Source organism: Nonomuraea glycinis (assembly GCF_035920485.1).
Classification (GTDB): Bacteria; Actinomycetota; Actinomycetes; order Streptosporangiales; family Streptosporangiaceae; genus Nonomuraea; species Nonomuraea glycinis.
Map to the genome: position 1 here is coordinate 4,367,793 of NZ_CP109166.1, position 26,663 is coordinate 4,394,455.

The 26,663-nt window shown below is 68.5% G+C and carries 25 protein-coding genes and 1 other RNA gene; 16 read left to right on the top strand and 10 right to left on the bottom strand.

The window, feature by feature from the left end; genetic code table 11:
• Positions 1-7: 7 nt before the first annotated feature.
• Positions 8-907 carry an NADP-dependent oxidoreductase gene (locus OHA68_RS20785; RefSeq protein ID WP_327109101.1) on the bottom strand — a complete coding sequence of 300 codons (900 nt, stop codon included), beginning with the start codon at positions 905-907 and terminating at the stop codon, positions 8-10.
• A gap of 107 nt (positions 908-1,014) precedes the next feature.
• Between OHA68_RS20785 and OHA68_RS20790 the strand changes: the two genes are divergently transcribed.
• Entirely contained in the window at positions 1,015-1,974 is a 960-nt protein-coding gene (locus tag OHA68_RS20790; RefSeq protein WP_327109102.1) for an AraC family transcriptional regulator, read from the top strand.
• Positions 1,975-1,981: 7 nt separating this feature from the next.
• On the opposite strand, the gene OHA68_RS20795 is transcribed toward OHA68_RS20790, so the two are convergent.
• The 4 genes from OHA68_RS20795 to OHA68_RS20810 form a co-directional block, all read right to left on the bottom strand.
• Positions 1,982-3,463: an NADH-quinone oxidoreductase subunit NuoF family protein gene (locus OHA68_RS20795; protein WP_308112914.1), complete on the bottom strand. Its 1,482-nt coding sequence runs from the start codon at positions 3,461-3,463 to the stop codon at positions 1,982-1,984.
• A 29-nt stretch (positions 3,464-3,492) separates the two neighbouring features.
• Positions 3,493-4,272 carry a hypothetical protein gene (locus OHA68_RS20800; protein WP_327109103.1) on the bottom strand — a complete coding sequence of 260 codons (780 nt, stop codon included), beginning with the start codon at positions 4,270-4,272 and terminating at the stop codon, positions 3,493-3,495.
• 78 nt (positions 4,273-4,350) lie between these two features.
• Positions 4,351-5,931, bottom strand: a complete 1,581-nt coding sequence (locus OHA68_RS20805) for a DUF1996 domain-containing protein (RefSeq protein ID WP_327109104.1) — start codon at positions 5,929-5,931, stop codon at positions 4,351-4,353.
• On the bottom strand, positions 5,928-6,572 hold the full coding sequence (locus tag OHA68_RS20810; protein ID WP_327109105.1) for a DUF4142 domain-containing protein: 645 nt from the start codon (positions 6,570-6,572) through the stop codon (positions 5,928-5,930). Before OHA68_RS20810 ends, OHA68_RS20805 begins: the two co-directional genes overlap by 4 nt.
• Positions 6,573-6,680: 108 nt before the next feature.
• Between OHA68_RS20810 and OHA68_RS20815 the strand changes: the two genes are divergently transcribed.
• The 4 genes from OHA68_RS20815 to OHA68_RS20830 all read left to right on the top strand — a co-directional run bounded on the left by OHA68_RS20815 (position 6,681) and on the right by OHA68_RS20830 (position 13,232).
• A complete protein-coding gene (locus tag OHA68_RS20815) occupies positions 6,681-7,235 on the top strand; it encodes a sigma-70 family RNA polymerase sigma factor (RefSeq protein WP_327109106.1) in 555 nt (184 codons plus the stop codon).
• Positions 7,235-7,432: a zf-HC2 domain-containing protein gene (locus OHA68_RS20820; RefSeq protein ID WP_327109107.1), complete on the top strand. Its 198-nt coding sequence runs from the start codon at positions 7,235-7,237 to the stop codon at positions 7,430-7,432. Before OHA68_RS20815 ends, OHA68_RS20820 begins: the two co-directional genes overlap by 1 nt.
• Positions 7,433-7,515: 83 nt before the next feature.
• Complete coding sequence (locus OHA68_RS20825) at positions 7,516-8,322, top strand: tryptophan 2,3-dioxygenase (protein WP_327109108.1); 807 nt, start codon at positions 7,516-7,518, stop codon at positions 8,320-8,322.
• Positions 8,323-8,360: 38 nt separating this feature from the next.
• The gene (locus OHA68_RS20830) at positions 8,361-13,232 is read left to right on the top strand and encodes an NAD-glutamate dehydrogenase (RefSeq protein ID WP_327109109.1); all 4,872 of its coding nucleotides are present in this window, start codon (positions 8,361-8,363) and stop codon (positions 13,230-13,232) included.
• Positions 13,233-13,336: 104 nt separating this feature from the next.
• Here OHA68_RS20830 and OHA68_RS20835 read toward each other — a convergent pair whose 3' ends face one another.
• The gene (locus OHA68_RS20835) at positions 13,337-14,356 is read right to left on the bottom strand and encodes a hypothetical protein (RefSeq protein WP_327109110.1); all 1,020 of its coding nucleotides are present in this window, start codon (positions 14,354-14,356) and stop codon (positions 13,337-13,339) included.
• A gap of 47 nt (positions 14,357-14,403) precedes the next feature.
• On the opposite strand from OHA68_RS20835, the gene prfB reads away from it, so the two are divergent.
• Entirely contained in the window at positions 14,404-15,519 is a 1,116-nt protein-coding gene (prfB, locus tag OHA68_RS20840) for a peptide chain release factor 2 (RefSeq protein WP_327109111.1), read from the top strand.
• On the opposite strand, the gene OHA68_RS20845 is transcribed toward prfB, so the two are convergent.
• Positions 15,505-15,696 carry a hypothetical protein gene (locus OHA68_RS20845; protein WP_189138765.1) on the bottom strand — a complete coding sequence of 64 codons (192 nt, stop codon included), beginning with the start codon at positions 15,694-15,696 and terminating at the stop codon, positions 15,505-15,507. The genes prfB and OHA68_RS20845 overlap by 15 nt on opposite strands.
• Before the next feature lie 203 nt (positions 15,697-15,899).
• Here OHA68_RS20845 and ftsE point away from each other — a divergent pair, with 203 nt between their 5' ends.
• The 5 genes from ftsE to ssrA all read left to right on the top strand — a co-directional run bounded on the left by ftsE (position 15,900) and on the right by ssrA (position 20,556).
• Positions 15,900-16,589 carry a cell division ATP-binding protein FtsE gene (ftsE, locus tag OHA68_RS20850; RefSeq protein ID WP_189138764.1) on the top strand — a complete coding sequence of 230 codons (690 nt, stop codon included), beginning with the start codon at positions 15,900-15,902 and terminating at the stop codon, positions 16,587-16,589.
• A gap of 21 nt (positions 16,590-16,610) precedes the next feature.
• Positions 16,611-17,516 (top strand): permease-like cell division protein FtsX, encoded by a 906-nt coding sequence (gene ftsX / locus OHA68_RS20855; RefSeq protein ID WP_327109112.1) that lies wholly within the window; start codon positions 16,611-16,613, stop codon positions 17,514-17,516.
• Positions 17,517-17,539: 23 nt separating this feature from the next.
• On the top strand, positions 17,540-18,007 hold the full coding sequence (gene smpB / locus OHA68_RS20860; protein ID WP_327109113.1) for an SsrA-binding protein SmpB: 468 nt from the start codon (positions 17,540-17,542) through the stop codon (positions 18,005-18,007).
• Positions 18,004-19,863, top strand: coding sequence for a penicillin-binding transpeptidase domain-containing protein (locus OHA68_RS20865; protein WP_327109114.1), 1,860 nt, complete (start codon positions 18,004-18,006; stop codon positions 19,861-19,863). Before smpB ends, OHA68_RS20865 begins: the two co-directional genes overlap by 4 nt.
• Positions 19,864-20,169: 306 nt before the next feature.
• Positions 20,170-20,556, top strand: a transfer-messenger RNA (tmRNA) gene (ssrA, locus tag OHA68_RS20870).
• A gap of 79 nt (positions 20,557-20,635) precedes the next feature.
• Here the strand turns inward: ssrA and OHA68_RS20875 are convergent.
• Positions 20,636-21,589 carry an NAD(P)-dependent alcohol dehydrogenase gene (locus OHA68_RS20875; RefSeq protein ID WP_327109115.1) on the bottom strand — a complete coding sequence of 318 codons (954 nt, stop codon included), beginning with the start codon at positions 21,587-21,589 and terminating at the stop codon, positions 20,636-20,638.
• 102 nt (positions 21,590-21,691) lie between these two features.
• Between OHA68_RS20875 and OHA68_RS20880 the strand changes: the two genes are divergently transcribed.
• Complete coding sequence (locus OHA68_RS20880) at positions 21,692-22,267, top strand: TetR/AcrR family transcriptional regulator (protein ID WP_327109116.1); 576 nt, start codon at positions 21,692-21,694, stop codon at positions 22,265-22,267.
• Here the strand turns inward: OHA68_RS20880 and OHA68_RS20885 are convergent.
• Entirely contained in the window at positions 22,264-22,395 is a 132-nt protein-coding gene (locus OHA68_RS20885; protein ID WP_327109117.1) for a hypothetical protein, read from the bottom strand. The genes OHA68_RS20880 and OHA68_RS20885 overlap by 4 nt on opposite strands.
• A 758-nt stretch (positions 22,396-23,153) precedes the next feature.
• On the opposite strand from OHA68_RS20885, the gene OHA68_RS20890 reads away from it, so the two are divergent.
• A complete protein-coding gene (locus OHA68_RS20890; protein WP_327109118.1) occupies positions 23,154-24,119 on the top strand; it encodes a hypothetical protein in 966 nt (321 codons plus the stop codon).
• A 662-nt stretch (positions 24,120-24,781) separates the two neighbouring features.
• Positions 24,782-24,952, top strand: coding sequence for a hypothetical protein (locus OHA68_RS20895; protein WP_327109119.1), 171 nt, complete (start codon positions 24,782-24,784; stop codon positions 24,950-24,952).
• A 63-nt stretch (positions 24,953-25,015) separates the two neighbouring features.
• Here the strand turns inward: OHA68_RS20895 and OHA68_RS20900 are convergent, their stop codons facing one another.
• A complete protein-coding gene (locus tag OHA68_RS20900) occupies positions 25,016-25,369 on the bottom strand; it encodes a hypothetical protein (RefSeq protein ID WP_327109120.1) in 354 nt (117 codons plus the stop codon).
• 210 nt (positions 25,370-25,579) lie between these two features.
• On the opposite strand from OHA68_RS20900, the gene OHA68_RS20905 reads away from it, so the two are divergent.
• Complete coding sequence (locus tag OHA68_RS20905) at positions 25,580-26,101, top strand: RNA polymerase sigma factor (protein WP_327109121.1); 522 nt, start codon at positions 25,580-25,582, stop codon at positions 26,099-26,101.
• Entirely contained in the window at positions 26,098-26,568 is a 471-nt protein-coding gene (locus OHA68_RS20910; RefSeq protein ID WP_327109122.1) for a hypothetical protein, read from the top strand. The genes OHA68_RS20905 and OHA68_RS20910 overlap by 4 nt, the downstream gene beginning before the upstream one ends.
• The last annotated feature ends 95 nt before the right edge of the window (positions 26,569-26,663 follow it).

Here is a 26,663-nt window from a genome sequence, read left to right on the forward strand (position 1 = left end):
GGCCGCCCTACGGGAGAAGGATGATCTTGCCGCGGGTCCGGCCGGCTTCGGCCCTGCGGTGGATCTCCGCCACCTGGGTCAGGGGATGGGTCTCGGCGATCTCGACGACGAGCTCGCCCTTGTCGATCAGCTCGGCCATCGCGGTGAGTTGGTCCGGCTCGTTGGTGCCGACGAAGTGGTGCGCGTTCGGCGCGTCGATCGGCGTGGCGACGGTGACGACCACCCGGCCGAGGTGGGCCAGCGCCGCCGCCTGCTCCGGGGGGACGGCGGCGAGGTTGAGCACCACGTCCATGTCCCCCGGCAGCGGGGTGGTCGTGTAGTCGACGATCTCGTCCGCGCCGAGCCGGCGGACCGCCTCGGTGCTGCGCGGGCTCGCCGTGGCGATCACCGTTGCGCCCGCGTGCTTGGCGAGCTGTACGGCGAACAGGCCGATGCCGCCACCCGCGCCGTTGATCAGCACCCGCTGCCCGGCGCCGATCCGGGCGTGGTCGAAGACCGCCTGCCAGGCCGTGAGCCCGGCGACCGGGATGGCGGCGGCATGGGCCGGCGGGATGTTGTGCGGCGCGCGGGCCAGCTCGGCCGCCGACGCGACCACATACTCGGCGGCGCTGCCGGCCACCAGGCCGATGACGCCGTCTCCCACGGCGAGGCCGGTGACCCCCGCGCCCAGCTCGGCGACCGTGCCCGAGACGTCCCAGCCCAGGGTGTACGGCAGCGTCACCTCCAGCAGACCCTGCAGCAACCCGGCGCGCAGCCCGACCTCCGAGGGGTTGAACGAGGTCGCGATCACCCGGACGAGCACCTCACCCGGCCCCGGTGACGGCACAGGGATGTCGTCATGGCGGATCACGCTCGCCTCGCCGTACTCGTGGATGCGCGCGGCTCTCATGGTGGCACTCGTGGACACGAGGCTCTCCTTTCGTTCGTCTGCAACCGTAGGAGAGGGCGCTGCGTCATCCAATGTGTCTGTGTCTGCTTTTCATACGCGATCGTCTCTCGGGCTAGACTCGTCCCGTGGACGTGCTCAGTGATGTGATCGCCGCCGTGCGGGTCGGGCTGCCCAACTCCAGCCACGTCACCTGGCACGCCCCCTGGGCGCGGCGGTTCTCCTCCTGGCCAGGCTCCGCCGGCTTCCAGGTGATCCTCCAGGGCTCCTGCTGGCTCATCCCGGAGGGCGGCGAGCCGATCCCGCTGAGCGTCGGCGACGTGGTGTTCTTCCCGCACGGCCACGGTTGCGTCCTGGCGGACTCGCCGTCCACCCCCGTCCCCGACTCCGACTGCGATCCGGAAAAGGAGGCCGCGCTCTTCAGGTCCGCCTCGATCGCGGGGCCGGGCGCGGCGACGGTCATCCTCTGCGGCGGCTACCGGCTCGACGACAGCCGATCCCATCCGATCCTGCGCAACCTGCCCGATCTGATCCACCTGCCGGCCCGGCTGGGCCACCACCCGGAGCTCCGCGCCGCCGTCGACCTGCTCGCCACCGAGATCGGCAGTCCGCGTCCGGGCGCCGACACCGTCGTGGCGTCCCTGCTGGACCTGCTGCTGCTCTACATCCTGCGCACCCACCTCGACGCCGAGCCGGGGCACTGCGAGGTCAGCGGCTGGTCGGCCGCCCTGGCGGACCCCGGCATCAGCGCGGCGCTGGACGCGGTCCACCGCGATCCCGCCCATCCGTGGACGGTGGGGTCGCTCGCCGCCCGCGCGGGCCTGTCGAGGGCCGCCTTCTCCCGCCGCTTCTCGACGCTGGTGGGGCAGCCCCCGCTCACCTATCTGACCTGGTGGCGGATGGGTCTGGCGGGCCGGCTGCTGCGCTCCACCGACGCCCCGCTGAGCGAGGTGGCGACCCGTGTCGGCTACGGCTCGGAGTTCGCCTTCGCCAACGCCTTCAAGCGTGAGCACGGACTCGCGCCGGGAAGATACCGCCGCGAGTCCTGCCCCATCGTCACCGGCGTCGCCGAGCGCATGGTCCGGTGACGCGCGGTCAGGTCGCCTGGGCCAGACGCAGGGCCAGCGCGGGGCACATGTCGACCGCGCGACTGGCCTCCTTGACCATCCAGCCGGGCACCGTCTTGAACGACGGGAAGCCGTAGTCGTCCAGGCTGACGAACTCCGGCAGCAGGTGCGCGCACAGGCCGTGCCCCTGGCAGCGGGTCCAGTCCACCTCCAGGCGGTACTCCGGCTCGTCCTCCCGCTCCGGCAGCGGCAGGATGCCACGCACCGGACGTCCGCACGAGCCGTGCTCCTGGTGCAGCGCGATGTCGGATTCGAACGCGTCCAGCGTCGACAGCACGAACTTGGCGGTGCCGTCCGGGTGGAAGCAGGCGCCCCGGCGCTCGACCGCGCGCACCGAGCGCCGGATGGAGTCCGTCGAGCCCGAGCCGTCGACCAGGGCGGTGAGCGCCCTGGCCACGTCGGGCAGGCCGAGGCGGCACGGGCCGCACTGCCCGGACGACTGGGCCGCCAGGTACGCGGCGACCCTGGCGGCCTCGCCGAGTGAGCAGGTCGACTCCCCGAGCGGCACGATGATGCCCGCGCCGAGGCTGCCGCCGGCCCTCTTCATGCCCTCGCGCGAGATGATGGCGGAGATGGCCGTCTCAGCGTCCAGCCACGCGCCGTGGTAGCCGCCGATCAGCACTCCGTCGCCGATCTCCGCCTCGCACATCTCGAGGACGTTGATCAGCGGAGTGCCGGTCGGCACCTCCACGACGGCGGGGTTCGCCGCTCCGCCGCTCACGCTGAGCAAGGTGGTGCCCGGCTCCCTGCTGGTGCCGACCTTCGCGTACTCCTCCGCGCCGAGCTCGGCGAGCACGGCGAGCTGGGTGAACGTCTCGGTGTTGGACAGCAGCGTGGGCAGCCCGTCGACGCCGCTCGTGCTGGCCCGCCGCTTCCTGCCCGGCGGCACCGCCTCCAGGCCGTTGACCGCGCGCACCAGGGCGCCGCCCTCGCCGGAGATGAACTTCTCCTGCAGGCCGACGACCCTGATGTTGATGCGGCTCTCGGCCGCGCCCGCCACGTTGGCGGCCCGCCTCTCGGCCACGGCCGCCTCGATCGAGGACTTCGCGACCTCGCCCTCGACGGTGGCGAGCACCACCTCGCGGGCGTTGAGCGCCTCCGCGGCCAGAACCGCGCCGTCGAGCACCAGGTGCGGGTTGCGCACCAGGAGCATGGCGTCCTTGGAACTGGCCGGCTCGCCCTCGGCGCCGTTGACCAGCACCACGCACTCGCCGCCGCGGGCGGCGTCGGCCACCGCCCGCAGCTTGCGGGCGAACGGGAACGCCGCGCCGCCCCGCCCGCGCATGTCCACCTCCTCGACCAGGGCGATGATGTCGTCGAGGCTGCGGGGCACCTGGTCACCGTGCAATGTGCGGTGCGCGGGCAGGTCCAGCCGCCTGGTGTGGTCGAGTCCGGCCGTGAGACGGGCCGGACCCATCCGCAGCACGCGCGGCACTGAATGCGGGATCACGGCGTTCTCCTAGCGATTCTCGGGCGGGGTCATCCCGCCTCACGGTACTTCCGTCGGGCCTCGGCGAGGCTGACCGGCGCGTTGATCCCTTCAGGTACGGCGACAGGCATGTCGCTGACCTCAGGGGCGTCGACCCACTCAGGCGTCAGTGCCGGCCTGAGCAGCGTGGCCAGGACCCGGATGAGCAGGGCCGAGCCGACGGCGGCCAGGCAGGCCATGTACGACCAGGACACCCAGCTCGCCGCGAACCGGCCCGCGGTCAGCCCGTGCAGAATGGAGATCGGCCAGGACAGATAGGCGGAAGCGTGCATGAACCGCCACAGCCACGGCCTTCCGGTCACCGCGAAACGTCCTCGCAGCATGCCGGTCACCGCGACCACGACCATCATGTCGAACGCGATCGTGCCGAATCCCACGTAGAGCCCCGCCACGGGAACCACGGCCGCGGCCAGCGGGACGTGGTTGAGCGAGATCATGAGTGAGATGTGCGTGAGCAGGAAGGCCATCCCGGCGAACGCGGTGGCCCGGTGCGCGAACTGCGCCCGGACCCGGTTCGGCGGGGACAGGAAGACGCGCTCCGTGGTGAGCAGCCCGAGCGCCACCGTGGCGGTCAGGCTGACCAAGGCGAGCACGCCTCCGTAGAACTCGAGGAAGCCCACCACGCGGCCGAGCATCGCCATGCCGCGATCCGTCAGTGTCAGGGCGAACACTGACAGGAGGATCGCGGCGAGGGAGGCGCTCGCCCCGAGCCGGACGCTTCTGCTGTCCAGTTGGCTCGGGGCGTGCCGGGGTTGACGTCTGTGGAGCATCGATTCCCTCCATGGTCGGGGTGAGGGTGCGACTCGGGAGGGCCTGACATTGGCCACCGTCGCGAGACGGATGTCAGGTCAGCAGCGGCGGCCTCGGTTGATGCAGTTGACCGCGTTGTTCATCAGGCGCTCCGGCATCACGTTGACGAAGTCCGCGTGGTCGGTGACCGGGTTGTGGAGCTGCTCGGGGAAAGCGTCCACGGCGAACGATGGTCCCGGCGGCACCGAGTAGGTCAGTGTCATCCGGAGCTGCGGTACGGCCCTGGTGCCCTGCGGGCAGGCGCCGCTCTGGTCGGGGAAGAGGATGTGCGAGCGATGGTTGGCGCTGTCGGTGTTCTGGCCGTCCCAGCAACTCGGGAAGTCCAGAATACGGGCTACCTGGCTGCCGCGCGGGCAAAGCGGGTATTTGTCAGGACTTACCCGGTTTGTGAAGCCGGTGCAGCTCCAGCCGGCGCGGGCGTTGGCCGGGCCGTTCGTGGCTGCCTTGGCGTCGCCCATGATGATCCGCAGGAAGCGCGGCATCGCCACGACCCTGGAGGTCGCGTTGCCACGGAACTGCAGCGTCACCGAACGGGGGCGCAGGACCTGGCCGACGTTGCCGTCCGGGTCCTCGGTGTTGGCGTCGACCTGGCGGTTACGCAGCACGGGCCAGTAGTAGGTCGACTTGTCGCCCAGGCGGCACGTGGTACCCGAGGCTTCCAGGCTCTCGTCGGTCGAGAAGGCGTCGGCTGACAGGTTGCCCACGTAGTCGTGCAGGTGGTGTGCGCCGTTGCTGACGCCGGGAGCGACGATGAAGTTGTCGGGGTTGTTGTGACCGTTGCGGTTCGTCCCACAGGCGGAGACGAACGATCCCCTGGAGCCGTTCCTGCCGATCCGCGCGTCGAGCTGACGCGGCTGGATCTGCCTGATGTTGACGAAGTCGGTCACGAACGGGCCGAGGTCGGCGCACTCGTTCTCCTCGCCGCCTCCGGTGGGGGAGGGGCTGGGTGAGGGCGAGTTCGTCGGCCGCTGAGTGGGCCTGGGGCGGTTCCCGCGACGGTCCTGGTTCTGGTCCGGGTTGCCGTTCCGCCGGGCGTTCTGGTCCTGGACGTTGTTCTGCTGGTTGTTCTGGTCCTGGTTCTGGACGTCGTTCTGCTGGCGGTTCTGGCTCTGGACCTCGTCGTTGCCCTGGTCCTGCGCGTTGGGGTCCTGGTTGCCCTGGTCCTGCGCGTTGGGGTCCTGGACCGGGTCGGCGGCGATACCGCCACCGGACACGCCGCCCCCCTGCTGACCCTGCTGCTGTTGGTCCTGGTCCCCGTTCTGCTGCTGCTGGTCCTGCTGCTGGTTCTGGTCCTGCTGGTTCTGCTGCTGGTCGTTCTGCTGGTCGTTCTGCTGGTTGTTCTGATCCTGCTGGTTGTTCTGCTGCTGGTCCTGCTGTTGGTTCTGGTCTTGCTGCTGGTTCTGGTCCTGCTGGTTGTTCTGGTCCTGGTTCTGCTGATCCTGATCCTGCTGCTGGTTCTGGTCCTGCTGCTGCCTGTTGTTGTTCTGCGGAGCCTGTTCGCCGACTTCGCAGTGGTCGGCCAGTGCTGGTGTCGCGCTGCCGATGACGGCCGCGGATACCAGCCCGCCGGCCACCATGGCCAAGGCGGACATGGCCGCGGCCATGCGTCTGGATCTCATGGTTGTCTCCTCGGGTCGACCGCCGCAGGGGCGGGTGCTGCGGGTGAAGGCGTCGGGGGTGCCGGCAGTTCGTCGTAGTTGACCAGCCCGGTGGATTCCAGCAGCGTCATGTGCCGCATGACCACCGTCATGGCTGTCCCGGAGAACCTTCTGATCTCCGAGTTGCGGGTGCCCGCCCTCACGTTCGCGACAAGGCTGAAGACCTTGCCATGCGCGGCTCTGAGCAGGTTGGCGAAGTCCCGGTCGAAGGCCGGACCGGTTTCGGTGGCGAGCTGCGCCATCCACTGTTGCTGGTCCGGACTGGCTCGATCGGGCAGCGGTACGGCGAGCCGTCCCGCTATCTGGCGGACCGCGGCGTCGAGCTTCTTGTGGTCCTCCACAAGATGAGCGCCGACCTCCTTGACCCTGGCCGAGTCGGCCCGTACCTGGGCCCATTGGCCTACGGGGATCTCCCAGAGGCCCGCCTGCCGTACTTTGACCAGGAAGTCACGATCAGCGGGCCCGAGCGGGCCCGATGCGGTCTGAGTGACCTCGGTCAGCACGGCCGTGTTCGCCTGCGGCATGATCAGGAGGATCGTGATCGCTGCCGCGAGGGCGAAGCCACTGAACATCACCACTTCGCCGCGCAAAAGCCTGTGCATGGTCGGAGGTACGCGGGTATTCCGAGCCCGGTTCACCTATTCCGGGAGATAGTCAGAAATGACTGGAGTTATCGGAGTGGCTACCGGACGCATAACGAAGATGTAAAGATGTGCCCCGTGCTAGGTCACCTCGACGGCAGGTTCGAGAGTGCCGAAGCCGAGGCGGAGCACCGCATCGCGGAGCTCTACCAGGAGTTCGGCGGCCCTCTCCTGCGCCACGTACGCAAGTCCACCGGTAACGATCTGCAATGGGCCGAGGATGTCGTACAGGAGACGCTGGTCCGTGCTTGGCGTAACTCGGCACGGCTGCAGTGGGAGCCGGGCCTTCTCTGGGCCTGGCTACTCACCGTAGCCCGTCGGATCGTCATCGATGGACGTCGCCGGAAGAGCGTTCGGCCGCACGAGGTCGAACCGCCAGACAGCGACATGATGGCGGTGCCCGACGGCGCGGAGCGCGCCCTGTCGGCGATGGTCGTCGCCGACGCCCTCCGCAGCCTGTCCGAAGAACACCGCGAAGTCATCGAGCAGACCTATCTCCGGGACCGTACGATAAGTGAAGCGGCGGAGATACTGGGGATTCCGCCGGGCACCGCGAAGTCCCGGCTCTACTACGGCATCCGGGCGCTGCGCGAACTGCTGCGCGACAAGGGGGTAGCCGGCTGATGCATGACGAGGTGGCCGCCTATGTCCTCGGTGTGCTCGACGATGACGAGTACGAGGCGTTCGAGCGGCACCTCGACGTGTGTGAGCGATGTCAGGCCGAGTTGATGGAGCTCGCCGGCGTTCCCGAGCGGCTCGACGAGCTCAAGCAGGACCCCTCCGCCTCTGAGGACGACCCGCCGATGTCGATGTCACGTTGACGTATTTGCCCTTTTCGGGTGGTATCGGTACGGCGAGGCGTGCGCCCGGTATTCAGAACCGGGCGAGGCGGGGGAGGTGACCGGTGGGCGTCGACGATGATGCGGCCGTCCCTCACGATCGGCGGTTCGGCGAAGAAGGCGGCCGGTTGTCCTACGGCGGCTACCTTCGCCTGCCCGATCTCCTCGCGCAGCAACGGCCCCAGTCCGAGGCTCCGGACGAGCTGTTGTTCATCACCATCCACCAGGTCTACGAGCTCTGGTTCAAGCTGCTGCTGCACGAGCTGGAGGTGGCCCGAGCCGCCATGTGCGATGGCGAGCTCTGGCAGGCCAGGCACGTGTTCAAGCGGGTGCACGCGGTGGAGCGGGTGCTCGTCGAGCAGGTCGGGGTCCTGGAGACGATGACGCCTCAGGACTTCCTGGAGTTCCGCGCCCACCTCGCGCCGGCCAGCGGCTTCCAGTCGGTGCAGTTCCGCGAGCTGGAGTTCCTGTCCGGCGTCAAGGACGCCCGCTATCTCGATCGGCTCAGGGACGCCGACGACACCGAACGGGCCAGACTGCGGCGACGGCTGGAAGAGCCGACGCTGTGGGATGCTTATGTGACCGCCCTGTCCCGACGTGGCCTGCCGGTTTCCGACGATGACGAGATCATGGCCGCGCTGCTGACCGTGGCGAGGGACCGCCGATCGCACGACGATCTGTGGCAACTCGCCGAGGACCTTCTGACGCATGACGAGACCACCGCACAGTGGCGGATGCGGCACGTCCAGATGGTCGAACGGCAGATCGGCATGAAATCGGGCACCGGCGGCTCGACGGGCGCCCCCTACCTACGCGGGCGGGCCCGGATGCACTACTTCCCGCTGCTGTGGGAACTAAGGGCCAGGCTGTGAAAAGCCATGGCGAACCCTCACAAAGGAGTGAGAGCGAAATGCCGCTCGACGAGGCCAAGGATGAGCTGCTCCAAAGGGCCGCGCAACGGTGCGCGGTGGGCAGTGACCATGTGAGCCCCGAAGAAGCACAGTCCTTCCTGCGGATCTACTACCGGCACGTCGCCCCGGAAGACCTGCTCCAGCGCGGTCCCGTCGACCTGTACGGTCCCGCGATGTCCCAGCGGCGGCTGGCCGAGCTCCGCCCGCAGGGCAGGGCCGCGATCCGCGCCTACACCCCCACCCTGGAGGAGGACGGCTGGGACCCCGGCCACTCCGTCGTGGAGGTGGTCACCGATGACATGCCGTTCCTGGTCGACTCGGTGACGATGGAGCTCGACAGGCACGACATCGGCGTCCACCTGGTCGTGCACCCGCAGATGCGGGTCCGCCGCGACCTGACCGGCCGGATGCTCGGCCGGGGCGAGGAGGACGTCACCGGCCAGATGCTGGTCGAGTCGTGGATGCACATCGAGATCGACAGGCAGTCCGACCCGGAGGCGCTCAAGCGGCTGGAGGCCGACCTCCTGCGGGTGCTGTCGGACGTACGGCACGCGGTCGAGGACTTCCCGAAGATGCGGGACCTGGCCATGCGGACGGCCGAGGACCTGACCCTGAACCCGCCGCCCCTGGAGCCCGCGGAGGTCGAGGACAGCCTGGACCTGCTGCGCTGGCTGGCCGACGGGCACTTCACCTTCCTCGGCTACCGCGAGTACCGGCTGGAGAGCGGCGCGGCGGGTGAGACGCTGCGCGCCCTGCCCGGCGCGGCGCTCGGCATCCTGCGCGACGACAAGGCCGGCTCCGACAGCTTCTCCGCCCTGCCCGCCGAGCTGCGGGCCAAGGCGCGGGACAAGCAGCTGCTGATCATCACCAAGGCCAACTCCAAGGCCACCGTGCACCGCGCCGCCTACCTCGACTACATCGGCGTGAAGCTGTTCTCGCCCGAGGGCGAGGTGATCGGGGAGCGCCGCTTCCTCGGCCTGTTCACGCACGTGGCCTACAACGAGTCCATCTCCCGGATCCCGGTGCTCCGGCGCAAGCTCGCCGACGTGCTCAGCCAGGCCGGGCTGACCCCGGAGAGCCACGACGGCAAGGATCTGATCGAGATCCTGGAGACGTTCCCGCGCGACGAGCTCTTCCAGACCTCGCTCGACCAGCTGCTGCCGATCGCGCTCGGCGTGCTGCGGCTGCGCGAACGCAAGCAGGTCAAGCTGTTCCTGCGCCGCGACGACTACGGCCGTTACATCTCCTGCCTGATCTACCTGCCGCGGGACCGCTACACCACCAAGATCCGCCTGCAGATGCAGCAGCTGCTGCTCAAGGCGCTGGGCGGCAGGACGCTCGACTACAGCGCGATGATCGGCGAGTCGGCGCTGGCCCGGCTGCACGTGGTGGTGCGCGGCGAGCGCGGCAAGCAGTTGCCGCAGCCGAGCGTCGACGTGGAGGAGCTGGAGGCGCGGCTGGCCGCGACCACCCGCTCGTGGGAGGACGATCTGGCCACCACCCTGCTGGAGGTGGCCGCCGAGGAGGAGGCGCCGCAGCTCCTGCGGCGCTACCAGGCCGCCTTCCCCGAGGGGTACAAAGCCGACTTCCCGCCCGAGGTGGCCGTGGTCGACCTGCGCCGCATGGAGGAGCTCGTCGGCGCGGACGACAAGGAGATCCGGCTCAGTCTCTACGAGCCGTACGACACCACCGAGGGTGAGCGGCGGCTGAAGATCTACAAGGTCGGCTCGCCCATCTCGCTCTCCCACGTGCTGCCGCTGATCCAGCGGCTCGGCGTGGAGGTCGTGGACGAGCGCCCGTACGAGATCGACAGGGACAACGACCCCGCCACCAAGAACGCCTGGATCTACGACTTCGGGCTGCGCTGCGCGCCGTCGGACGAGGTCGACAACGACGACTTCAAGCGGCTCTTCCAGGACGGGCTCATCGCGCTGTGGACGGGCCAGATCCAGGCCGACAGCTTCAACTCCCTCATCCTGAAGGCCGGGCTGACCTGGGAGCAGGTCGAGATCCTGCGCGTCTACGCCAAGTATCTGCACCAGGCCGGCAGCACGTTCTCCCAGCGGTACATGGAGCGGGTGCTGCTGGGCAACGTGCGGCTGTCCCGCCTGCTGGTACGGCTGTTCGAGGCCAGGCTGGACCCGCGGCGCCCGGACGACGTGCGCACCGACCTGGCCGACGCGCTCACCGAGGAGATCCTGGGCGCGCTGGACGAGGTGGCCTCGCTGGACGAGGACCGGATCCTGCGGGCGTACCTGGAGATGATCCAGGCGACGCTGCGGACCAACTACTTCCAGACCGTCGACGGACGGCGCAAGCCGTACATCTCCCTGAAGTTCGACCCGCAGGCGATCAGCGTGCTGCCGCTGCCGCGGCCGCAGTACGAGATCTTCGTGTACTCGCCGCGGGTGGAGGGTGTGCACCTGCGCTTCGGGAAGGTCGCCAGGGGCGGGTTGCGGTGGTCGGACCGGATGGAGGACTTCCGGACCGAGATCCTGGGGCTGGTCAAGGCCCAGATGGTGAAAAATACCGTTATCGTGCCTACCGGGTCTAAGGGTGGCTTTGTCGTGAAGCGTCCGCCCGCGTCTGGTTCGCGGGAGGACCTGCTCGCCGAGGGCGTGGCGTGCTACCGGATGTTCATCTCCGGCCTGCTCGACGTCACCGACAACCTCGTGGACGGCAAGGTCGTGCCCCCGCCCGACGTGGTCAGGCACGACGGCGACGACACCTACCTGGTCGTGGCCGCCGACAAGGGCACCGCCAAGTTCTCCGACATCGCCAACGGCATCGCCAAGGAGTACGGCTTCTGGCTCGGTGACGCCTTCGCCTCCGGCGGCTCCATCGGCTACGACCACAAGGGCATGGGCATCACCGCCCGCGGCGCCTGGGAGTCGGTCAAATACCACTTCCGCACCATGAACGTGGACGTGCAGAGCACCGACTTCACCGTGGCCGGTGTCGGCGACATGTCCGGCGACGTCTTCGGCAACGGCATGCTGCTGTCCCGGCACATCCGGCTGGTGGCGGCCTTCGACCACCGCCACATCTTCGTCGACCCCGACCCCGAGGCCGCCCGCTCCTACGCCGAACGGCAACGCCTGTTCGACCTGCCGCGCAGCTCCTGGGCCGACTACGACACCGCGCTGATCTCGGCCGGGGGCGGCGTCTTCGCCCGCACCGCCAAATCCATCCAGATCACCCCGCAGATGCGGGACGCGCTCGGGCTCGACCCGGGCGTCACCACGCTGGCGCCCAACGACCTCATCAGCGCCATCCTGCGCGCCCCCGTCGACCTGCTCTGGAACGGCGGCATCGGCACCTACGTCAAGGCCAGCGCCGAATCCCACTCCGACGTGGGCGACAAGGGCAACGACTCGCTCCGGGTCAACGCCGCCGACCTGCGCTGCAAGGTCATCGGCGAGGGCGGCAACCTCGGCTTCAGCCAGCTCGCCCGGATCGAGTTCGCGCTGAACGGCGGGCTGGTCAACACCGACTTCATCGACAACTCCGCCGGCGTCGACACCTCCGACCACGAGGTGAACATCAAGATCCTGCTCGACCAGGTCGTCCGCGACGCGGAGCTGACCGACGAGCAGCGCAACGAGGTCTTCACCTCCATGACCGACGAGGTCGCCGCCCTGGTGCTGCGCGACAACCACGCCCAGAACGTGGTGCTGGCCGCCTCCCGCGCCCAGGCCGTCGAGATGCTGCACATCCACGCCCGCTACCTGCGCCGGCTCGAACGCGACGGGCTGGTCAACCGGGAGCTGGAGTTCCTGCCGTCGGACAAGACCCTCGCCGAACGCCGCCAGGCCAGGCTCGGCCTGACCGCCCCGGAGTTCTCCGTCCTGCTCGCCTACACCAAGCTCGTGGCCGACGCCGAACTGCTCGGCACCGACCTGCCCGACGAGCCCTACCTCGCCTCCTGGCTGGTGTCGTACTTCCCCTCGGTGCTGCGCGACCGCTTCAGGACGTACATGGACGCGCACCCGCTGCGGCGCGAGATCATCACCACCGGCGTGGTGAACGAGCTGGTCAACTCCATGGGCACCACGTTCATGTTCCGCGTCGGTGAGGAGACCGGCGCCTCCACCCCCGACATCGTCCGCGCCTACCTGGTCGCCCGCGAGGTCTTCGACTTCGCCAGCTTCTACCGCCAGGTCGAATCCCTGGACAACCAGGTCGACACCGCCACCCAGCTGGCGATGCTGCTGGAGGCCCGCAAGCTGGCCGAACGCGGCACCCGCTGGCTGCTCACCAACCGGCGTCCCCCGCTGGACCTGGACGTCTCCGTGGGCTTCTTCGTCAAGGGCGTCAACGGCCTGCTGTCCCACCTGCCCAAGCTCCTGACCGGCCCCGACCTGGCCGCCTTCGAGGACCGCCGCGACTCCTTCATCGCCCGTGGCGTCCCCGCCGGCCTCGCCGAGCGGGTCGCCGCCATGGTGCCCGCCTACTCCACCTTCGACCTGGTGGAGGTCTCCTCGCAGACGGGCCGGCCCGTCAACGAGGTGGCCGAGGTCTACTTCGACCTGGCGGACCGCCTCCAGCTCGCCCGCCTCAGGGAGCGCATCATCGCCCTGCCCAGGGACAACCGCTGGAACGCGATGGCCCGCGCCGCACTCCGCGACGACCTGTACGCCGCCCACGCCGCGCTCACCCGCGACGTGCTGGCGCACAGCACCCCCGGCCTGTCACCGGAGGAACGCCTGGCCAGGTGGACCGAGGCCAACTCGGCCGCCGTCCACCGCTCCAAGCAGACGCTGTCGGAGATCTGGGAGAGCGACAACTTCGACCTGGCCACCCTCTCGGTGGCCCTGAGAGCCATCCGCACGCTGGTCTCCGCCACCAGCCTCCCCTACAAGGAGTCCTGACCCCAAGAGCCTCAGGAGCCCCGTCAGGACACCTGGCGGGGCATCCCCGGCGACCGGCGGCAGGCGCGGGTCACTGAACAGGTCACTGACGGGTCACTGACGGGTCACTGGCCGGAGGCGCGGGTCAGGGCGCCGTCGTGGGCGATCACCTCGGCCGCCGCCGGGGTCTTCGACGGGGGGACGTCCGTGACGTACTGGTGGACCTCGGTGATCTTGAGGTTGCGGCGCACCACCGGGGCGGAGATGGCCCAGCGGGCGGAGGCCGGCACCGGGATGTAGTCGTCCTCGGCCGTCTTCGTCGTCGTCGTGGTGGTCCGCGACAGTGAGTATTGGATCACCGCCCCACCGTCGACGGTACGCAGGCCGTACACCGGATTGTCGTTGGCGGAGAAGATCGAGTCGTAGCTGAAGCCGTTCTTCTTCGCCCGTTCCCGGGCGGCGGTGATCTCCGCCGCGACGTCGGTGGTGTAGGGACCGGCGGCGATGAGGCCGGCGGCGACGCCGTCGGCGCCGGCCTCGGCGACCGTGGCGTGCAGGGGGCCCATGTACTGAGGGCTGATGGTGACGCTCTTGTCGGCGGGGGCGATGGCGGTGGCGTAGCCGTCGGCGTCGAGGTGGATGTCGGGCGCCGGCCGGCCGGTCAGCAGCCGGGCCGCCGCGCCGAGCCGCCAGTCGCCCGACTTGGCGAAGGTCAGCATCGTCAGGTGGCCGTCGCGGGTCGTCAGCACGCTGAACCAGGGGGACGACTCACCGGCCGGGAAGCGCGGCACGTAGAGGGTGGGGGGTCCCCAGGTGCGACGGGGCGGCTCGCCCTTGGTGGACAGGTAGGCGACGGTGGTGAGCCGGGCCTCGGCGTCGCGTACGTACTCCATGGCGAGGCGCAGGTCGCCGCCGTCGCGCAGCACGTTGTCGGTGGCGGTGAAGGTGGCGAACACCTCGGCCGCCTCCTCCGGCGTGACGGCGGTGGCGGGGACGGTCGAGGAGGGGGTGGCGGGCGCGGACGCGCCGCTGGTCGCGGCGGCCGGGGTGGTCGCCGGGTCGCCAGGGCTCGTCGAGCAGGCGGACGCCACCGTCAGCAGGGCGACGGCGAGCGCCAGCGCCTTCCGCCGACCGTGTACACGCACCTCGCCATGTTATTCGTGCCCGCGAGGGTCGCGTACGCTTGGTAGACGTGGCAGTCATCGATCCGGCAGAAGAGATCAACGAGCTCGCGGGTACGCTGCGCAGCATCCAGGACGTGCTCGACCTCGACGCGATGCGCAAGCAGATCGAGGAGCTGGAGGAGCAGGTGGCCGCCCCCGACTTGTGGGACGACACCGACAAGGCGCAGAAGGTCACCAGCAAGCTCTCGCACATCCAGGGCGAGCTCAACCGCGTGGACGGGCTGGTCCGCCGCCTCGACGACCTGTCGGTGCTCTTCGAGCTGGCCTCCGAGGAGGCGGACGAGGACACCAGGGCCGAGGCCGACAAGGAGCTGAGCTCCCTCAAGTCCGACATCGGCGCTCTTGAGGTGCGGACCCTGCTGGCGGGCCCCTACGACGCGCGCGAGGCCCTGGTCACGATCAACTCCCAGGCGGGCGGCGTCGACGCGGCCGACTGGGCGGAGATGCTGCTGCGCATGTACCTCCGCTGGGCCGAGCGGAAGAACTACCCCACGGAGGTCTACGAGACCTCCTACGCCGAGGAGGCCGGCATCAAGTCGGCCACCTTCGCCGTCAAGTCCCCTTACGCCTACGGCACGCTGCGCGGCGAGCACGGCACGCACCGGCTGGTCCGGATCAGCCCGTTCGACAACCAGGGCCGCCGCCAGACCTCGTTCGCCGGGGTGGACGTGGTGCCGGTGGTCGAGCAGACCGACCACATCGACATCATCGAGGACGAGATCCGCGTCGACGTCTACCGCTCGTCGGGGCCGGGCGGCCAGGGCGTCAACACCACCGACTCCGCCGTCCGCATCACCCACCTGCCCTCCGGCATCGTGGTCTCCTGCCAGAACGAGCGCTCGCAGCTGCAGAACCGCGCCACGGCCATGAACGTGCTGCAGGCCAAGCTGCTGGAGCGTAAGCGGCAGGAGGAGGCGGAGAAGATGTCGGAGCTGCGTGGCGTCTCGACCACGTCATGGGGCACCCAGATCCGCAACTACGTGCTGCACCCCTACCAGATCGTGAAGGACCTGCGCACGAGCACCGAGGCGGGCAACCCGACGGCGGTGCTCGACGGGGACCTCGACGCGTTCATCGAGTCGGAGATCCGCTGGATGCGCCGCCAGGAGTCAGAGCCCGCCTAGGTGGCGCAGCGCCAGCGTCACCAGGAGCAGCACGACCAGCAGCAGGGCGAAGAGGGCGGGCGTCAGCCCGGCGAAGCCGTGCTGGTGCATCCGCTCGCGGTTGGCACGGCAGAGGGAGCACCGGCCCTCTATCACGGGGTGGGCGCACTGCGCGCATACGAGGTGTTGGCAACTCATGTCAGCCCCAAGTCTAGCCGCACAATCGTTTTGTTTCCGTTATGGACGTTCCATGCCAGTCTTCCCCCTAGACTGTCCTCTGGCCAATCGGAACGTCGATCATCGGTAAAGATGGGCGTCCCCGATCGGCGAGCGGCGGGAAGTGGGCATGTGCCACCCTCGCATCCGTCCTGACCCCTAGACTGGCATGCCGTGATGCTCTCGTGATCCATTTCGATAATGTCACCAAGGCCTACGCGAACCAGAACAGGCCCGCTCTCGACCACGTCTCGGTTGACGTGGACAAGGGCGAGTTCGTGTTCCTCGTCGGTCCTTCCGGATCAGGCAAGTCCACGTTCCTCCGCCTGATCCTCAAAGAGGAGCGACCCAACTCCGGGGCGATCCATGTCGCAGGCAAGGACCTGGGTCGGCTCTCCAACTTCAAAGTGCCCCACCTACGCCGCCGCATCGGCTGCGTGTTCCAGGACTTCAGGCTGCTCCCGAACAAGAACGTCTATGAGAACGTGGCGTTCGCGCTCGAGGTCATCGGCAAGCCCAGGCGGTTCATCCGCAAGGTCGTGCCGGAGGTCATCGAGCTGGTCGGCCTGGAAGGTAAGGCACACCGCATGCCCGACGAGCTGTCCGGTGGCGAGCAGCAGCGCGTCGCCATGGCTCGCGCGTTCGTCAACCGGCCCATGATCTTGCTGGCGGACGAGCCGACGGGCAACATCGACCCCGCGACGAGCATCGGCATCATGAAGGTGCTCGACCGGATCAACAGGACCGGCACCACGGTCGTCATGGCCACGCACGACGCGGCCATCGTCGACTCCATGCGCAAACGTGTCGTGGAGCTGGAGGACGGCAAGATCGTCCGCGACCAGTCGCGTGGCGTCTACGGCCAGGCGTACTGAGCAGGGAGCAGCAGACAAACCATGCGGGCGAACTTCATCTTCTCCGAGGTCTGGATCGGCCTCCGTCGCAACCTGACCATGACGATCGCGGTCATCATCACCGTGGCGGTCGGCATGGCGATGCTGGGCGTCGGCTTGATGATCAACGCCCAGGTTTCGATGATGAAGGACTTCTGGTACGACAAGGTCGAAGTATCAGTTTTCCTGTGCACGAAGAACACCGCCAGCGAAGCCTGCAAGGGCAAGGCGATCACGGACCCGCAGACCCAGGCGCTGCAGAAGCAGATCCAGGGGCTGCCCGGGGTCGAGAAGGTGTTCTACGAGGACCAGGTCGCCGCCTACAAGAACTTCCAGGAGTCCTTCGCCTCCAACAAGGCGCTCGTGGCCGCGACCAAGGCGGAGGACATGCCCACGTCCTTCCGCGTGAAGCTGACCAACCCGGACAACTACCAGCCGATCGTCCAGTCCCTCACGGGGCAGCCCGGGGTCGCACAGGTGCTCAACCAGAAGGACCTGGTCAGCAAGGTCTTCGAGCTGCTGGACAAGTTGCGCGGTGGCGCGATCGTGGTCGCCGTCGTCCTGGTCCTCGCGGCGGCTCTGCTGATCGGCAACACGGTGCGGCTGTCGGCCTTCAACCGACGGCGTGAGACAGGCATCATGCGGCTGGTCGGCGCCTCCAACCTCTACATCCAGCTCCCCTTCGTCATGGAGGGCCTGATCGCCGGCCTCATCGGCGGCGTGTTCGCCGCGGTCCTGCTGATCCTCGCGAAGGTGCTCCTGTTCGAGGAGATCGGCGCTCAGCTGGCACTCGGCGCTCAGATCGGCTGGAACGACGTGGCCTCGGTCATCACCCTGACGATGGCCATCGGCGTGGTCATCTGTGTGCTGGCGTCATTCGTCACACTTCGTCGCTACCTCAGGGTCTGACGAAACGCCGGTAAGGTCAGAGCATGCCACGTGAGACCGGGCGGAAGATCATCGCCCAGAACAAGCGTGCCCGGCACGATTACCACGTCGAGGACACCTTCGAGGCGGGGCTCGTGCTGCAGGGCACCGAGGTGAAGTCGTTGCGCGAGGGTCGCGCCTCGCTCTCGGACGGCTACGCCACGATCGACGACGGCGAAGCGTGGTTGATGAACGTCCACATCCCCGAATACAGCCAGGGGACGTGGACCAACCACGCCGCCCGCCGTAAGCGCAAGCTCCTGCTGCACCGCAAGGAGATCGACAAGCTCGCCGCGAAGACCAAGGAGGGCGGGCTCACGATCGTGCCGCTCGCGCTCTACTTCCTCAACGGCAAGGCGAAGGTCGAGATCGGCATCGCCCGGGGCAAGAAGGACTGGGACAAGCGGCAGTCGCTGGCTGAGCAGCAGGCCAAGCGGGAGATGGCTCGGGCGCTCCGGCACCACAACCGATGAGCCGAGCCCGCCGCGCCCTCGCCGCGACCGTCACCATGGCGGTCGCGAGCATGACCCTGACCGCCTGCCTGGAGGAGTCGTCGCCGCACGACGCGGTGCGCGACTTCCTGGTGGGCTGGCAGTCCAACGACTACGCCCTGGCCGCCGGCCGCACCGACGCCGACCCCGAGACGGTCCGCAAGGCGCTGGCCGACGCCAAGCTTCAGCTCGACGCCGCCTCCTTCCGATTCAAGATCAAGAGTCTCAAGGTGGAGGGCGAGGAGTCGCAGGCCGCGTTCGGCGTGGAGGTCGACCTGGGGGACAACAATCCCCTGTGGACCTACGACGGCATGCTGCCGCTGCACATGGTCGACGGCCAGTGGAAGGTGCGCTGGTCGCCGTCGGTGCTGCACCCCCAGCTCAAGGAGGGGCAGCGGTTCGCCGTCAAGGCCGAGCCGCAGCCGCGCCAGCCGATCGTCGACAAGGACCGAAACCCCCTGCAGGAGCAGACCTTCCTGTACGTCACGGGCGTCGTGCCCGCGCAGCTCGGCGACCGGGCCGAGCAGGTGGTCGAGCAGCTCACGCAGATCACCGGCTACGCCGAGGACCGGCTGCTCAGCCGCATCCGATCCGCGCCGCCGAATGTGACCGTGCCGTTGGTCACGTTCGGCCGCACCCGCTACCTTCAGGTCAAGGCGAAGCTCGACGCGATCCCCGAGCTCAAGACCGTGACCCAGGCGCAGCCCGTCGACCCGGACGACCCCAAGCAGATCGTCGGCAAGGTCAGCGCGCTCACCCCGGAGACGGAGCAGAAGCTCGGCGGCCCGCAGCGGGCGGGCGACTCCATCGGCCAGAGCGGCCTGCAGCAGGCCTACCAGGACTTCCTCACCGGATCCACCCGGACCACGGTCATCACCCTGGACCTCAAGACCGGCAAGGAGGTCGCCGCGCTGAAGGAGTGGCCCGGCAGGCAGAACCTCTCGGTGCGCACCACGATCGACAGCTCCGTGCAGGAGGCGGCCGAGCGGGCGGTCTCCGACACCCGCACCAGCGCTCTGGTGGCGGTCAAGGCGTCCACGGGCGAGATCCTGGCCGTCGGCAGCAAGGGCCTGCACCAGGAGAAGGACGCGCTGGCCGGCAGATTCCCGGCCGGGACGGCGTTCTCCATCGTGGCTGCCGACGCCCTCCTCAGGAGCAAGGTGTCCCCCAAGCAGAAGCTGCCCTGCCCGGCGGAGCGGACCGTCGGCGGAGCCAGGTTCGTGCACGCCAGCCAGGTCATCGGCTCCTCGCCCACCTTCCAGGAGAACTTCGCCAAGGGCTGCGTCACCGCGCTGGCCTCGCTGGCCCGCCGGGTGAGCAGCGCGGAGCTGGACCGCAGCGCCCGTAGCTTCGGCATCGGCCAGACCTGGCGGCTGCCGCTCAAGTCGTTCAGCGGCTCGCTGGCCAAACTGTCCAGCGACGCCGACAAGGCCAAGGCCATCGCCGGTCAGAACGTCGAGGTCAGCCCGCTCAGCATGGCGCTGGTCGCCTCGGCGGTCGCCTCCGGCACCTGGCGCCCGCCTGTGCTGGTCACCGAGCCGGACGCGCCCGACGCCTCGGCGGAGCTGGCGCCGGCCCCGGCCGTCCAGCCGGTCCCCGTCGATCCCCGCGTGCGCAAGACGCTCGCCGCGATGATGCGGGCGGGATCCGCGGGCACCGTGGCCCAGAACGGCCGGGGACGCGTCTTCGGCGTGACGGCGAAGGACGTCGGCGAGGACAAGCAGATGGCCTGGTTCGTCGGCTGGCAGGGGGATGTGGCGATCGCCGCGCTCACCCGCGCCTATGACCCGGCGGCGCTGGCCGGCAACTTCTTCGCGGCGCTCGATAGCCGTTCGTGATTTTCTTGTGACATAGAGCAACCATTCGGCGGTCCGGCTGCGTCTTACCTAGTGACTGGACCCGCTCGGGGGGTTGCGGGCTCAGTCGCCGTGATGAGATCAGGACTTCATCTCGGGGGAAGTCCTGCCGTCCGGACCGGCTCGACCCTGCCGGTCGACCCCCGGGAACGTGAGCTGCTGTGCGGCGTTCCCGGGGGTTTCGGCATGCCCTGTGGTCCTGCCCCGGAATTGAGTTGGCGTCCGGGGTGTTGTGAAGGGTATCGTCATAATGCTCGCTCCTCTTGAGGGGCGTGTTGACAACTACATGGGGGTGACCGGCTTCGACTTTGACTTTGCAAGTCAGGTGAAGCGGGCCGAGGACGGCGGACATAACCTCGTTAATCCTGTGACCGCAAACATTAAGTGCCAATAACAAGCACGCTGAGGTGGGCCAGGACTCCCTGGCCCTCGCTGCCTAAGTAGCGTAAAACCTCTGTCAGCCCGGGAGTGCCTTCGGCCTGGGATCTGGCATCGCTAGAAGGCTCAACCGATCGACCCGGCCACGGGGGTGATCGGGAAACCAAACAGTGGCTGAGCCTGTCGGCGCACTTGCCTGCATGATCGCCGGGGCTGAGAAAAACGCAGCAGGCTGCGCCCGGAGAAGCCCTGTCTTGGGGTTGAAGGACGCGGGTTCGATTCCCGCCACCTCCACTGTTCGAAAACCGCCTCTTACCTGCGGGTAGGGGGCGGTTTTCGTGTTTTCACGGCTCGTACGGGCCTCCCGTCGCGGGCGTCAGAGCCGCAGGTCGAGGACGAGTTTGCCGCGGACGCCGCCGGCTTCGAGTCGTTCGTGAGCCGCCGCGATGCCGGTGAGCGGGTAGACGGTGTCGATCACCGGGCGGATGATCCCCGCCTCGGCGGCGGCGGTGAGTTCGGCGAGGCGTTCGGCGGAGGGGTTGTTGCTGAAAAGCTTCATGCGCCGGGGTGAGAGGGCGGCCCGCAGCCCCATGGAGGCCATGGAAGCCAGGGGGCGGTCTTGGTCGAAGGCGAGCGCGACCATGCGGCCACCTCGCGTGAGCCGGGCCTGGTAGGCCCCGATATCGGTGCCCACGACGTCGACGATCACGTCGAAGTGGCCGAGATCCTGCGGACGGGTCGTGCGGTAGTCCAGGGCCGCGTCCGCGCCGAGCTCGGTGACCCAGTCGAGATTGCGGGCGCCGGCCAGTGCGGTGACGTGAGCGCCCAGCGCCTTGCCCAGTTGGACGGCGATGCTGCCGACGCCCCCGGTGGCGCCGCGGACCAGGAGCCGTTCGCCGCTGCTGAGGGCGGCGCTTTCCAGCAGGGCCTTCCTGACGGTGGTGCCGGACACGGGCAGGGCTGCGGCGTCCACCAGGCTCAGGTTCTTCGGAGCTCGGGCGAGCCGCTGCTCGGGAACGGCGACGTACTCGGCGAAGGCGCCGAAGGTGAGGTGCCGCATCATCCCCCACACCTGCTCGCCCACGGTCCACGCGTGGACGCCGGAGCCCAGGGCCGCGACGTGGCCGGCGAAGTCGGTTCCGAGGTTGCGGGGGAAGGGGCCCCGGCTGATGGCGCGCAGTTTGCCCGCGCGGAAGGCGAGCTCCCCGGCCTCCACGCTCGCGGCGTGGACCTCGACGAGGACCTCTCCCGGCCCGGGCCGAGGGGTGGGCACGTCGTTGACGCGTAGCACCTCGGGAGAGCCAAAACGGTCATATTGGACGGCGCGCATGAGCTCTTCCCATCGTCCGGAGTTAAGCGGGCCGGTGGCCCACTTATGCCTGGGCTACTGTAACTGGGCAGCCAGCCCACTTGTCAAAGCCTGGAGACGGTCATGGCCCACGCCACCCAGCCACGACTCCTGCGCGCGGACGCCCGGCGCAACTACGACCGCATCGTCAGCGCGGCCCGGGAGGTCTTCGCCTGTGATGGCGCCGGCGCCTCACTCAAGGAGGTCGCCCGTCGGGCCGGGACCGGATCGGCGACCCTGCACCGGCTCTTCCCCTCCCGCCGGGTCCTTCTCGAAGCGGTCTTCCACGACCACGTCGAGGAGTTGTGCGCCATGGCGGCGCGGTATGCGAAGGAGCTCGAGCCGGGTCCCGCGCTCTTCGCCTGGCTGAGGGACCTCAACGACTACGCGGCCGGCAGCCGCGGCTTCGCCGCCTCACTGTTGCACGACGGCCGGGACGCCGACCTGCTGGAGCGGGGCGACGGCTGCCAGGCGAAGTTCACCCATGCGACGCGCGAGCTCCTGCGACGGGCGCAGGAGGCGTCCGCCGTGCGTCCCGGCCTGCTCGCCGAGGACCTGGTCGCGCTCATCAACGGCATCTCCCTGGTCACCGAGCACCAGGACGACAACGAGCAGGCGAGCCGGCTGCTGGACATCGCCATCGAGGGCATCCGCCTCTAGAACGCGAAGAGCTCATAGGGTCCGGGCATTATGAAGTAGGCCGCGTTGTCGTCCGGTTTAGGCTCGTTGCTCGTGATGCCGTTGACGATGATCGTCTTGATGGGCTTCTCAGCGGCGGTGGTGGCCATGTCGGGTCTCTTTCAGCTAGTTAGGGCCAGCGGCCGCTGCGGTTGCGAGCGGCTCGTTGTTGTCGGGTGCAGCGGGGCGATGAGTTCGTCGGCTTCCCGGTCGCCGTTGATCGGCCGGCCGTGCTCATCGCGGTAGCGGCTGGCGGCGCGACTCATGGTGGACGGGGAGATGCAGAGCTCGCGGACGGGCATCTCGCCGTCCGGTCTGATGCTGCGCTCGATGGAGTTTCGAGCTGTTCCGCGTGGGGCTTGCCGGTGTTGCGCTGGCTGTTGCTGGAATGCGAGAGTTACCAGACCGAGCCGCGTGCCGATGTACTCAGGCGTCCCACTTCCAACGCGAGTCGCGCTTGAGGCCACCGGTGGCCTCCTGTTTGATGTGCAGGGCGTTGTGCCACAGGATCGAAGATCAGGGCGGCGGCGCGCAGCAGCAGGATGCTGGTCGTGCCGGTGAACTAGCCGCCAGTCGTAGCGTCGCCGCCTCGCAGGCGTCGGCGAACCTGCCTCCGGAGCCGTTGTCAAACTCGTAGTCGGTGATGTGATCCAGGGTGCTCTTGGTGTCGCGAACCGCTGCCACACCTCAGCTCAATAGTCGCGACACAGTGACTTGATCATGCATCATGAGGTCATAGCCGCAGTGATAGGGCGCCTGGAGCTGAGTGACAGAGGTCACAATGCACCATTCAAGATTTATTGTCGCTGAGCCCCGGGTGACGTCGCCGAGAGGTGAATCTACGTCACTTCTCAATGGAGCCCTACTCATGACTAACCCCTTCAAAAAATCCAACCGACGTCGGAAGAGCCGCCGCCCCTGGCGGGAGCTAAGTCCGGCGTACTGGTACGTGCGAATGCCGTCAACGCAGGGGGCACCGGCAGAAAAACTGCTCCTCGACGAGGCCTCCGATGGCAGCTTCGTCTTGATGCCCTGCCGGGCAGAGGAGGTGAGCTACGCCCTTCCCCACATCAAAACGCGGTCCGCTTACGCTGCGGTCAACGTCGATTTGGACAAGACTCATCTACTGCCGCCACCGCTTTGGCCTGTGAAGGACCGCCCGGAGTTGCGCCCGATGCCGGAGATCGCCACGGCCCTCAACGCGCGCGAGGCTCTCGCGGACGACAAGGTCGAGCGCGGCCCTGGGCTGACCCAGCTGAACACTGACCTCTTGGTCGCACACGTCCTCACGAAAGTGCTGGTCCTGCGATCGAGCGATAGGTGGCAGCAGGCTGCAAGCGACGCTCTGATGGGTGACTGGGTTGCTCCGTTGACAAAGGAAGGCCGACTGACTCCCCTCGCCTTGAGGACGCTGAAGGCGGACACGATCGCCATCCACCGGCAGTTGGTCCCGTTATGGCAGCGCGGTACACGACAGGGGCGGACACTCAGCCTGGACAGCTCGCTGGGCAAGGGCTTCTCACTCTATGATCTCCTCGCAAACCGACCTTCGGCGATGGAACTGGCGGCCGACAGCGAACCGGATGCCCCCCGGCTGGCCACTCTGCTCTGTGCGCTCACCCTGGACGAGCGGCGGGTGGTGCGCGCCTGGGCCTATCGCGGAATCGCCACCTGGGCCGACGCCGCCTGGTATGCGGGCGCCACCGAGGCGGAAGCAGAGGCCGTAGGTGACCGGGTACGGCGCAAGGTCAAGCGCCTTGTGGCTGAGCAGCGACGGCGCCGCATCGAGAGCGGTGGTCTCTGGCTGCCCGATGCTAATGAGCGTCGGGTATGAACGTCCTCCTCGACGCGTTGCCGGAGCTCCTGGGCAGCCTGGGCGCTGCCATCTTGGTTGCTGGTGGCGCATGGGCAGCCCGTCGGGTGCGGCGCTGGCAAACCATCCGCCGAACCACCCTCTCAGCGCCTGCTGTCCAACACGTGCACCTGACCATGAGATGCCATTTGACCCGATGCGTTACCTTGCGCCACCCTTATGGGCCGCCATCGGCGCTAGCGTGCTGGCGCTACTACTCGGGCTGTTCCGCCTGCCCAGGCGGTGGTGCTTCCCCAAGCGGGCACAGCGGGAGCGGCAACGTCGATCGCTGGCCGGTGCCGTGATCTGGGTCTGCGCCTTTGTGCCCTCGTTTTCGCAGGTGAGGGTCTGTTCGAGGTCACCACCCGGGCCGCTCCCGGCGTTTGGTGGCTGCCGTGGCTCAGCATCGGCCTGCTGGAAGGCCCATTGCTGGCGTTCGCACTACACGCCAAGGAACTGATCGGCCAGAAGAGGCGCGTTGAGGCGGGTCAGACCATACGCATCACCTGGCTGCTCGCATCCGCATCCGCAGTAATTGTTACCTCCGAAGCCCTGGATGGCGCCGCTGGCCGGATTCGTCGCGCTGATCGCTCGCAACGTCTCATCACTCGACCGGCGGTTCAGGTCGCCGAACGCGGCGGACGGTGCACCGCCTTTTCACCACCACCGTCAGGCAGGCGATCGAGCTCGTCTATTACGGAGCCAAGTGCGCCGGTGCCGGGCCCGCGATCCGCGGCAGCCTGGCGGGCGGCTTCTCCATCGGCCAGCGTGTGCAGGCGGCGATCGATCGCAGGAGGGCGGCCTCGATGGCGTAGGGGCTGGTCTCCGCGCGGCGCCCGGCGTCGGCCGGGCGTCGCGCCGGCGTTTGTGCGGGTGCGTCAGCTCGCGGCTTTGAAGCTACGGCCGTCGAAGCCGTTGAAGGTGTGGAAGTCGTTGGCGGGGAAGGTGAGCGCGTGACCGGTGCAGTCGGTCGTCCTGTAGACCTGGATGGCCTTCGTGCTGAAGTTGAACTCCGTGTGCACCGTGAAGGGCAGGACCGTGCAGGTCGCGGGTGCGCCGGGGTAGGAGGCGGGCTCGCCTTCGACTCCGTTGGCGAAGAAGCACACGGACTTCTGGGCCTGGCAGGCCTCCAGGTCGGCCGCGTCCGCCGAAGCCGCGGACGCTCCGGCGAGGACGGCGGCGGACACCATCGCGGCGCTGCCGAGGGTGGCCATGAGTCTGCGTACGCGCAAGGTACTCCTCATTTCATGGAGGTGAATACCGGAACGCCATGGGCCCTTATGGCGTCCTGCTCCGGTTTCGGGCGCTCCCATAGTCGGGCGGAGTCGGCAAAGAAGTCAAGTTTTCAACTACTTTTCGATCGTGGCCGGGATCACCTGGGGTCGTGAACCTGGGGGGCCTGTTCTCCGACTGTGGTGGGTGACGGGCGACGGGAGAACGAGATGACCGACGAGTTGCTGGTGGTCCGCTGCCAGTTGGGTGAGCGTGAGGCCGTCACGGAGCTGGTGCGGGCCTGGCATGCGTCGGTGTGGGGGTATGTGCGCCGCATGCTGGACGCCCAGCGGGCCGACGACGTGACGCAGGAGATCTGGCTGGCCGTGATCCGAGGGCTGCCCCGGCTGGCGGAGCCGGGCAGGTTCACTCCATGGCTGTTCACGATCGCCAGGCGGGCGGTGGCGGATCGGCTGCGTGAGGAGTACGGCAGGGACGAGACGGTCCTCCGGGAGGAACCGCCGGCCGGGGACGCGATCTCCGGCCTCGTGGACCGGGCCGAGCTGATCGCCGGGCTGTCCGGGCTGCCGGCCCTTGAACGTGAGGTCCTGGTGCTGTTCTACCTGGAGGATCTGTCGATCGAGGACTGTGCCGAGATCTGCGCCGTCCCGCCCGGCACGATCAAGTCCCGGCTCCACCGGGCCCGTCGTCTGCTGCGTGACCACCTCGAGGAGAAGGGATTCCAGCGATGAGCGACGAGCCGGGCATGTCGGCGGAGGAGATGATCGGCCGGTTGGAGGGGGCGCTGTCCCCGTGGCGGAGGGCCGGCGGGGTGGTGGCACTGATCGCGGGCGTGGCCGGGGCGATCTTCGTGGTGCTGCTCTGGGCCACCGAGCCGGGCCCGCTGCCCGGCCACACGCAGCTCGCCTTCGCCCTGCTCACCGGGTTCTGCCTGGCCTGGGCGGGTTACGGGGGCTGGGTGATCGCCAGGAGGGTGCCGCTGTTCGCGCTGGATCGGGTGATCGCGGGCTGGCTCGCCGTGGCCGCCTCGACCGTGACGACGGCGCTCGTCGTGGCGGTGGCCGCCGGGAGGGGCGCGGGCGTGATCCCGGCCGTCGTGGGCGGGATCACGTTCATCGCCGTGTCGGCCGTGGTCACGGTACGGGCGCATGCGGTACGGGCCGCGCTGCTGCGGCGCAGGCGGGAGCTGGGCGCGTAGTGAACCCGCTCGGTGCCGAGAATGAGGACAAAAGCACTGGTCGTCGCGGGGGATGCCGCTGATCGGGGCGACCACTGCTGCTCATGGCGCCCTGA

Bases quoted from the DNA above. Each gene is read 5' to 3' on its own strand.
- OHA68_RS20890 (WP_327109118.1), top strand. From the start codon at position 23,154: ATGACTAACCCCTTCAAAAAATCCAACCGACGTCGGAAGAGCCGCCGC.
- OHA68_RS20880 (WP_327109116.1), top strand. From the start codon at position 21,692: ATGGCCCACGCCACCCAGCCACGACTCCTGCGCGCGGACGCCCGGCGC.
- smpB (WP_327109113.1), top strand. From the start codon at position 17,540: ATGCCACGTGAGACCGGGCGGAAGATCATCGCCCAGAACAAGCGTGCC.
- OHA68_RS20875 (WP_327109115.1), bottom strand. From the start codon at position 21,589: ATGCGCGCCGTCCAATATGACCGTTTTGGCTCTCCCGAGGTGCTACGC.
- OHA68_RS20800 (WP_327109103.1), bottom strand. From the start codon at position 4,272: ATGCTCCACAGACGTCAACCCCGGCACGCCCCGAGCCAACTGGACAGC.
- OHA68_RS20910 (WP_327109122.1), top strand. From the start codon at position 26,098: ATGAGCGACGAGCCGGGCATGTCGGCGGAGGAGATGATCGGCCGGTTG.
- OHA68_RS20845 (WP_189138765.1), bottom strand. From the start codon at position 15,696: ATGAGTTGCCAACACCTCGTATGCGCGCAGTGCGCCCACCCCGTGATA.
- OHA68_RS20810 (WP_327109105.1), bottom strand. From the start codon at position 6,572: ATGCACAGGCTTTTGCGCGGCGAAGTGGTGATGTTCAGTGGCTTCGCC.
- OHA68_RS20885 (WP_327109117.1), bottom strand. From the start codon at position 22,395: ATGGCCACCACCGCCGCTGAGAAGCCCATCAAGACGATCATCGTCAAC.
- OHA68_RS20905 (WP_327109121.1), top strand. From the start codon at position 25,580: ATGACCGACGAGTTGCTGGTGGTCCGCTGCCAGTTGGGTGAGCGTGAG.
- OHA68_RS20865 (WP_327109114.1), top strand. From the start codon at position 18,004: ATGAGCCGAGCCCGCCGCGCCCTCGCCGCGACCGTCACCATGGCGGTC.
- ftsX (WP_327109112.1), top strand. From the start codon at position 16,611: ATGCGGGCGAACTTCATCTTCTCCGAGGTCTGGATCGGCCTCCGTCGC.
- OHA68_RS20820 (WP_327109107.1), top strand. From the start codon at position 7,235: ATGCATGACGAGGTGGCCGCCTATGTCCTCGGTGTGCTCGACGATGAC.
- OHA68_RS20815 (WP_327109106.1), top strand. From the start codon at position 6,681: ATGTGCCCCGTGCTAGGTCACCTCGACGGCAGGTTCGAGAGTGCCGAA.
- OHA68_RS20830 (WP_327109109.1), top strand. From the start codon at position 8,361: ATGCCGCTCGACGAGGCCAAGGATGAGCTGCTCCAAAGGGCCGCGCAA.
- OHA68_RS20805 (WP_327109104.1), bottom strand. From the start codon at position 5,931: ATGAGATCCAGACGCATGGCCGCGGCCATGTCCGCCTTGGCCATGGTG.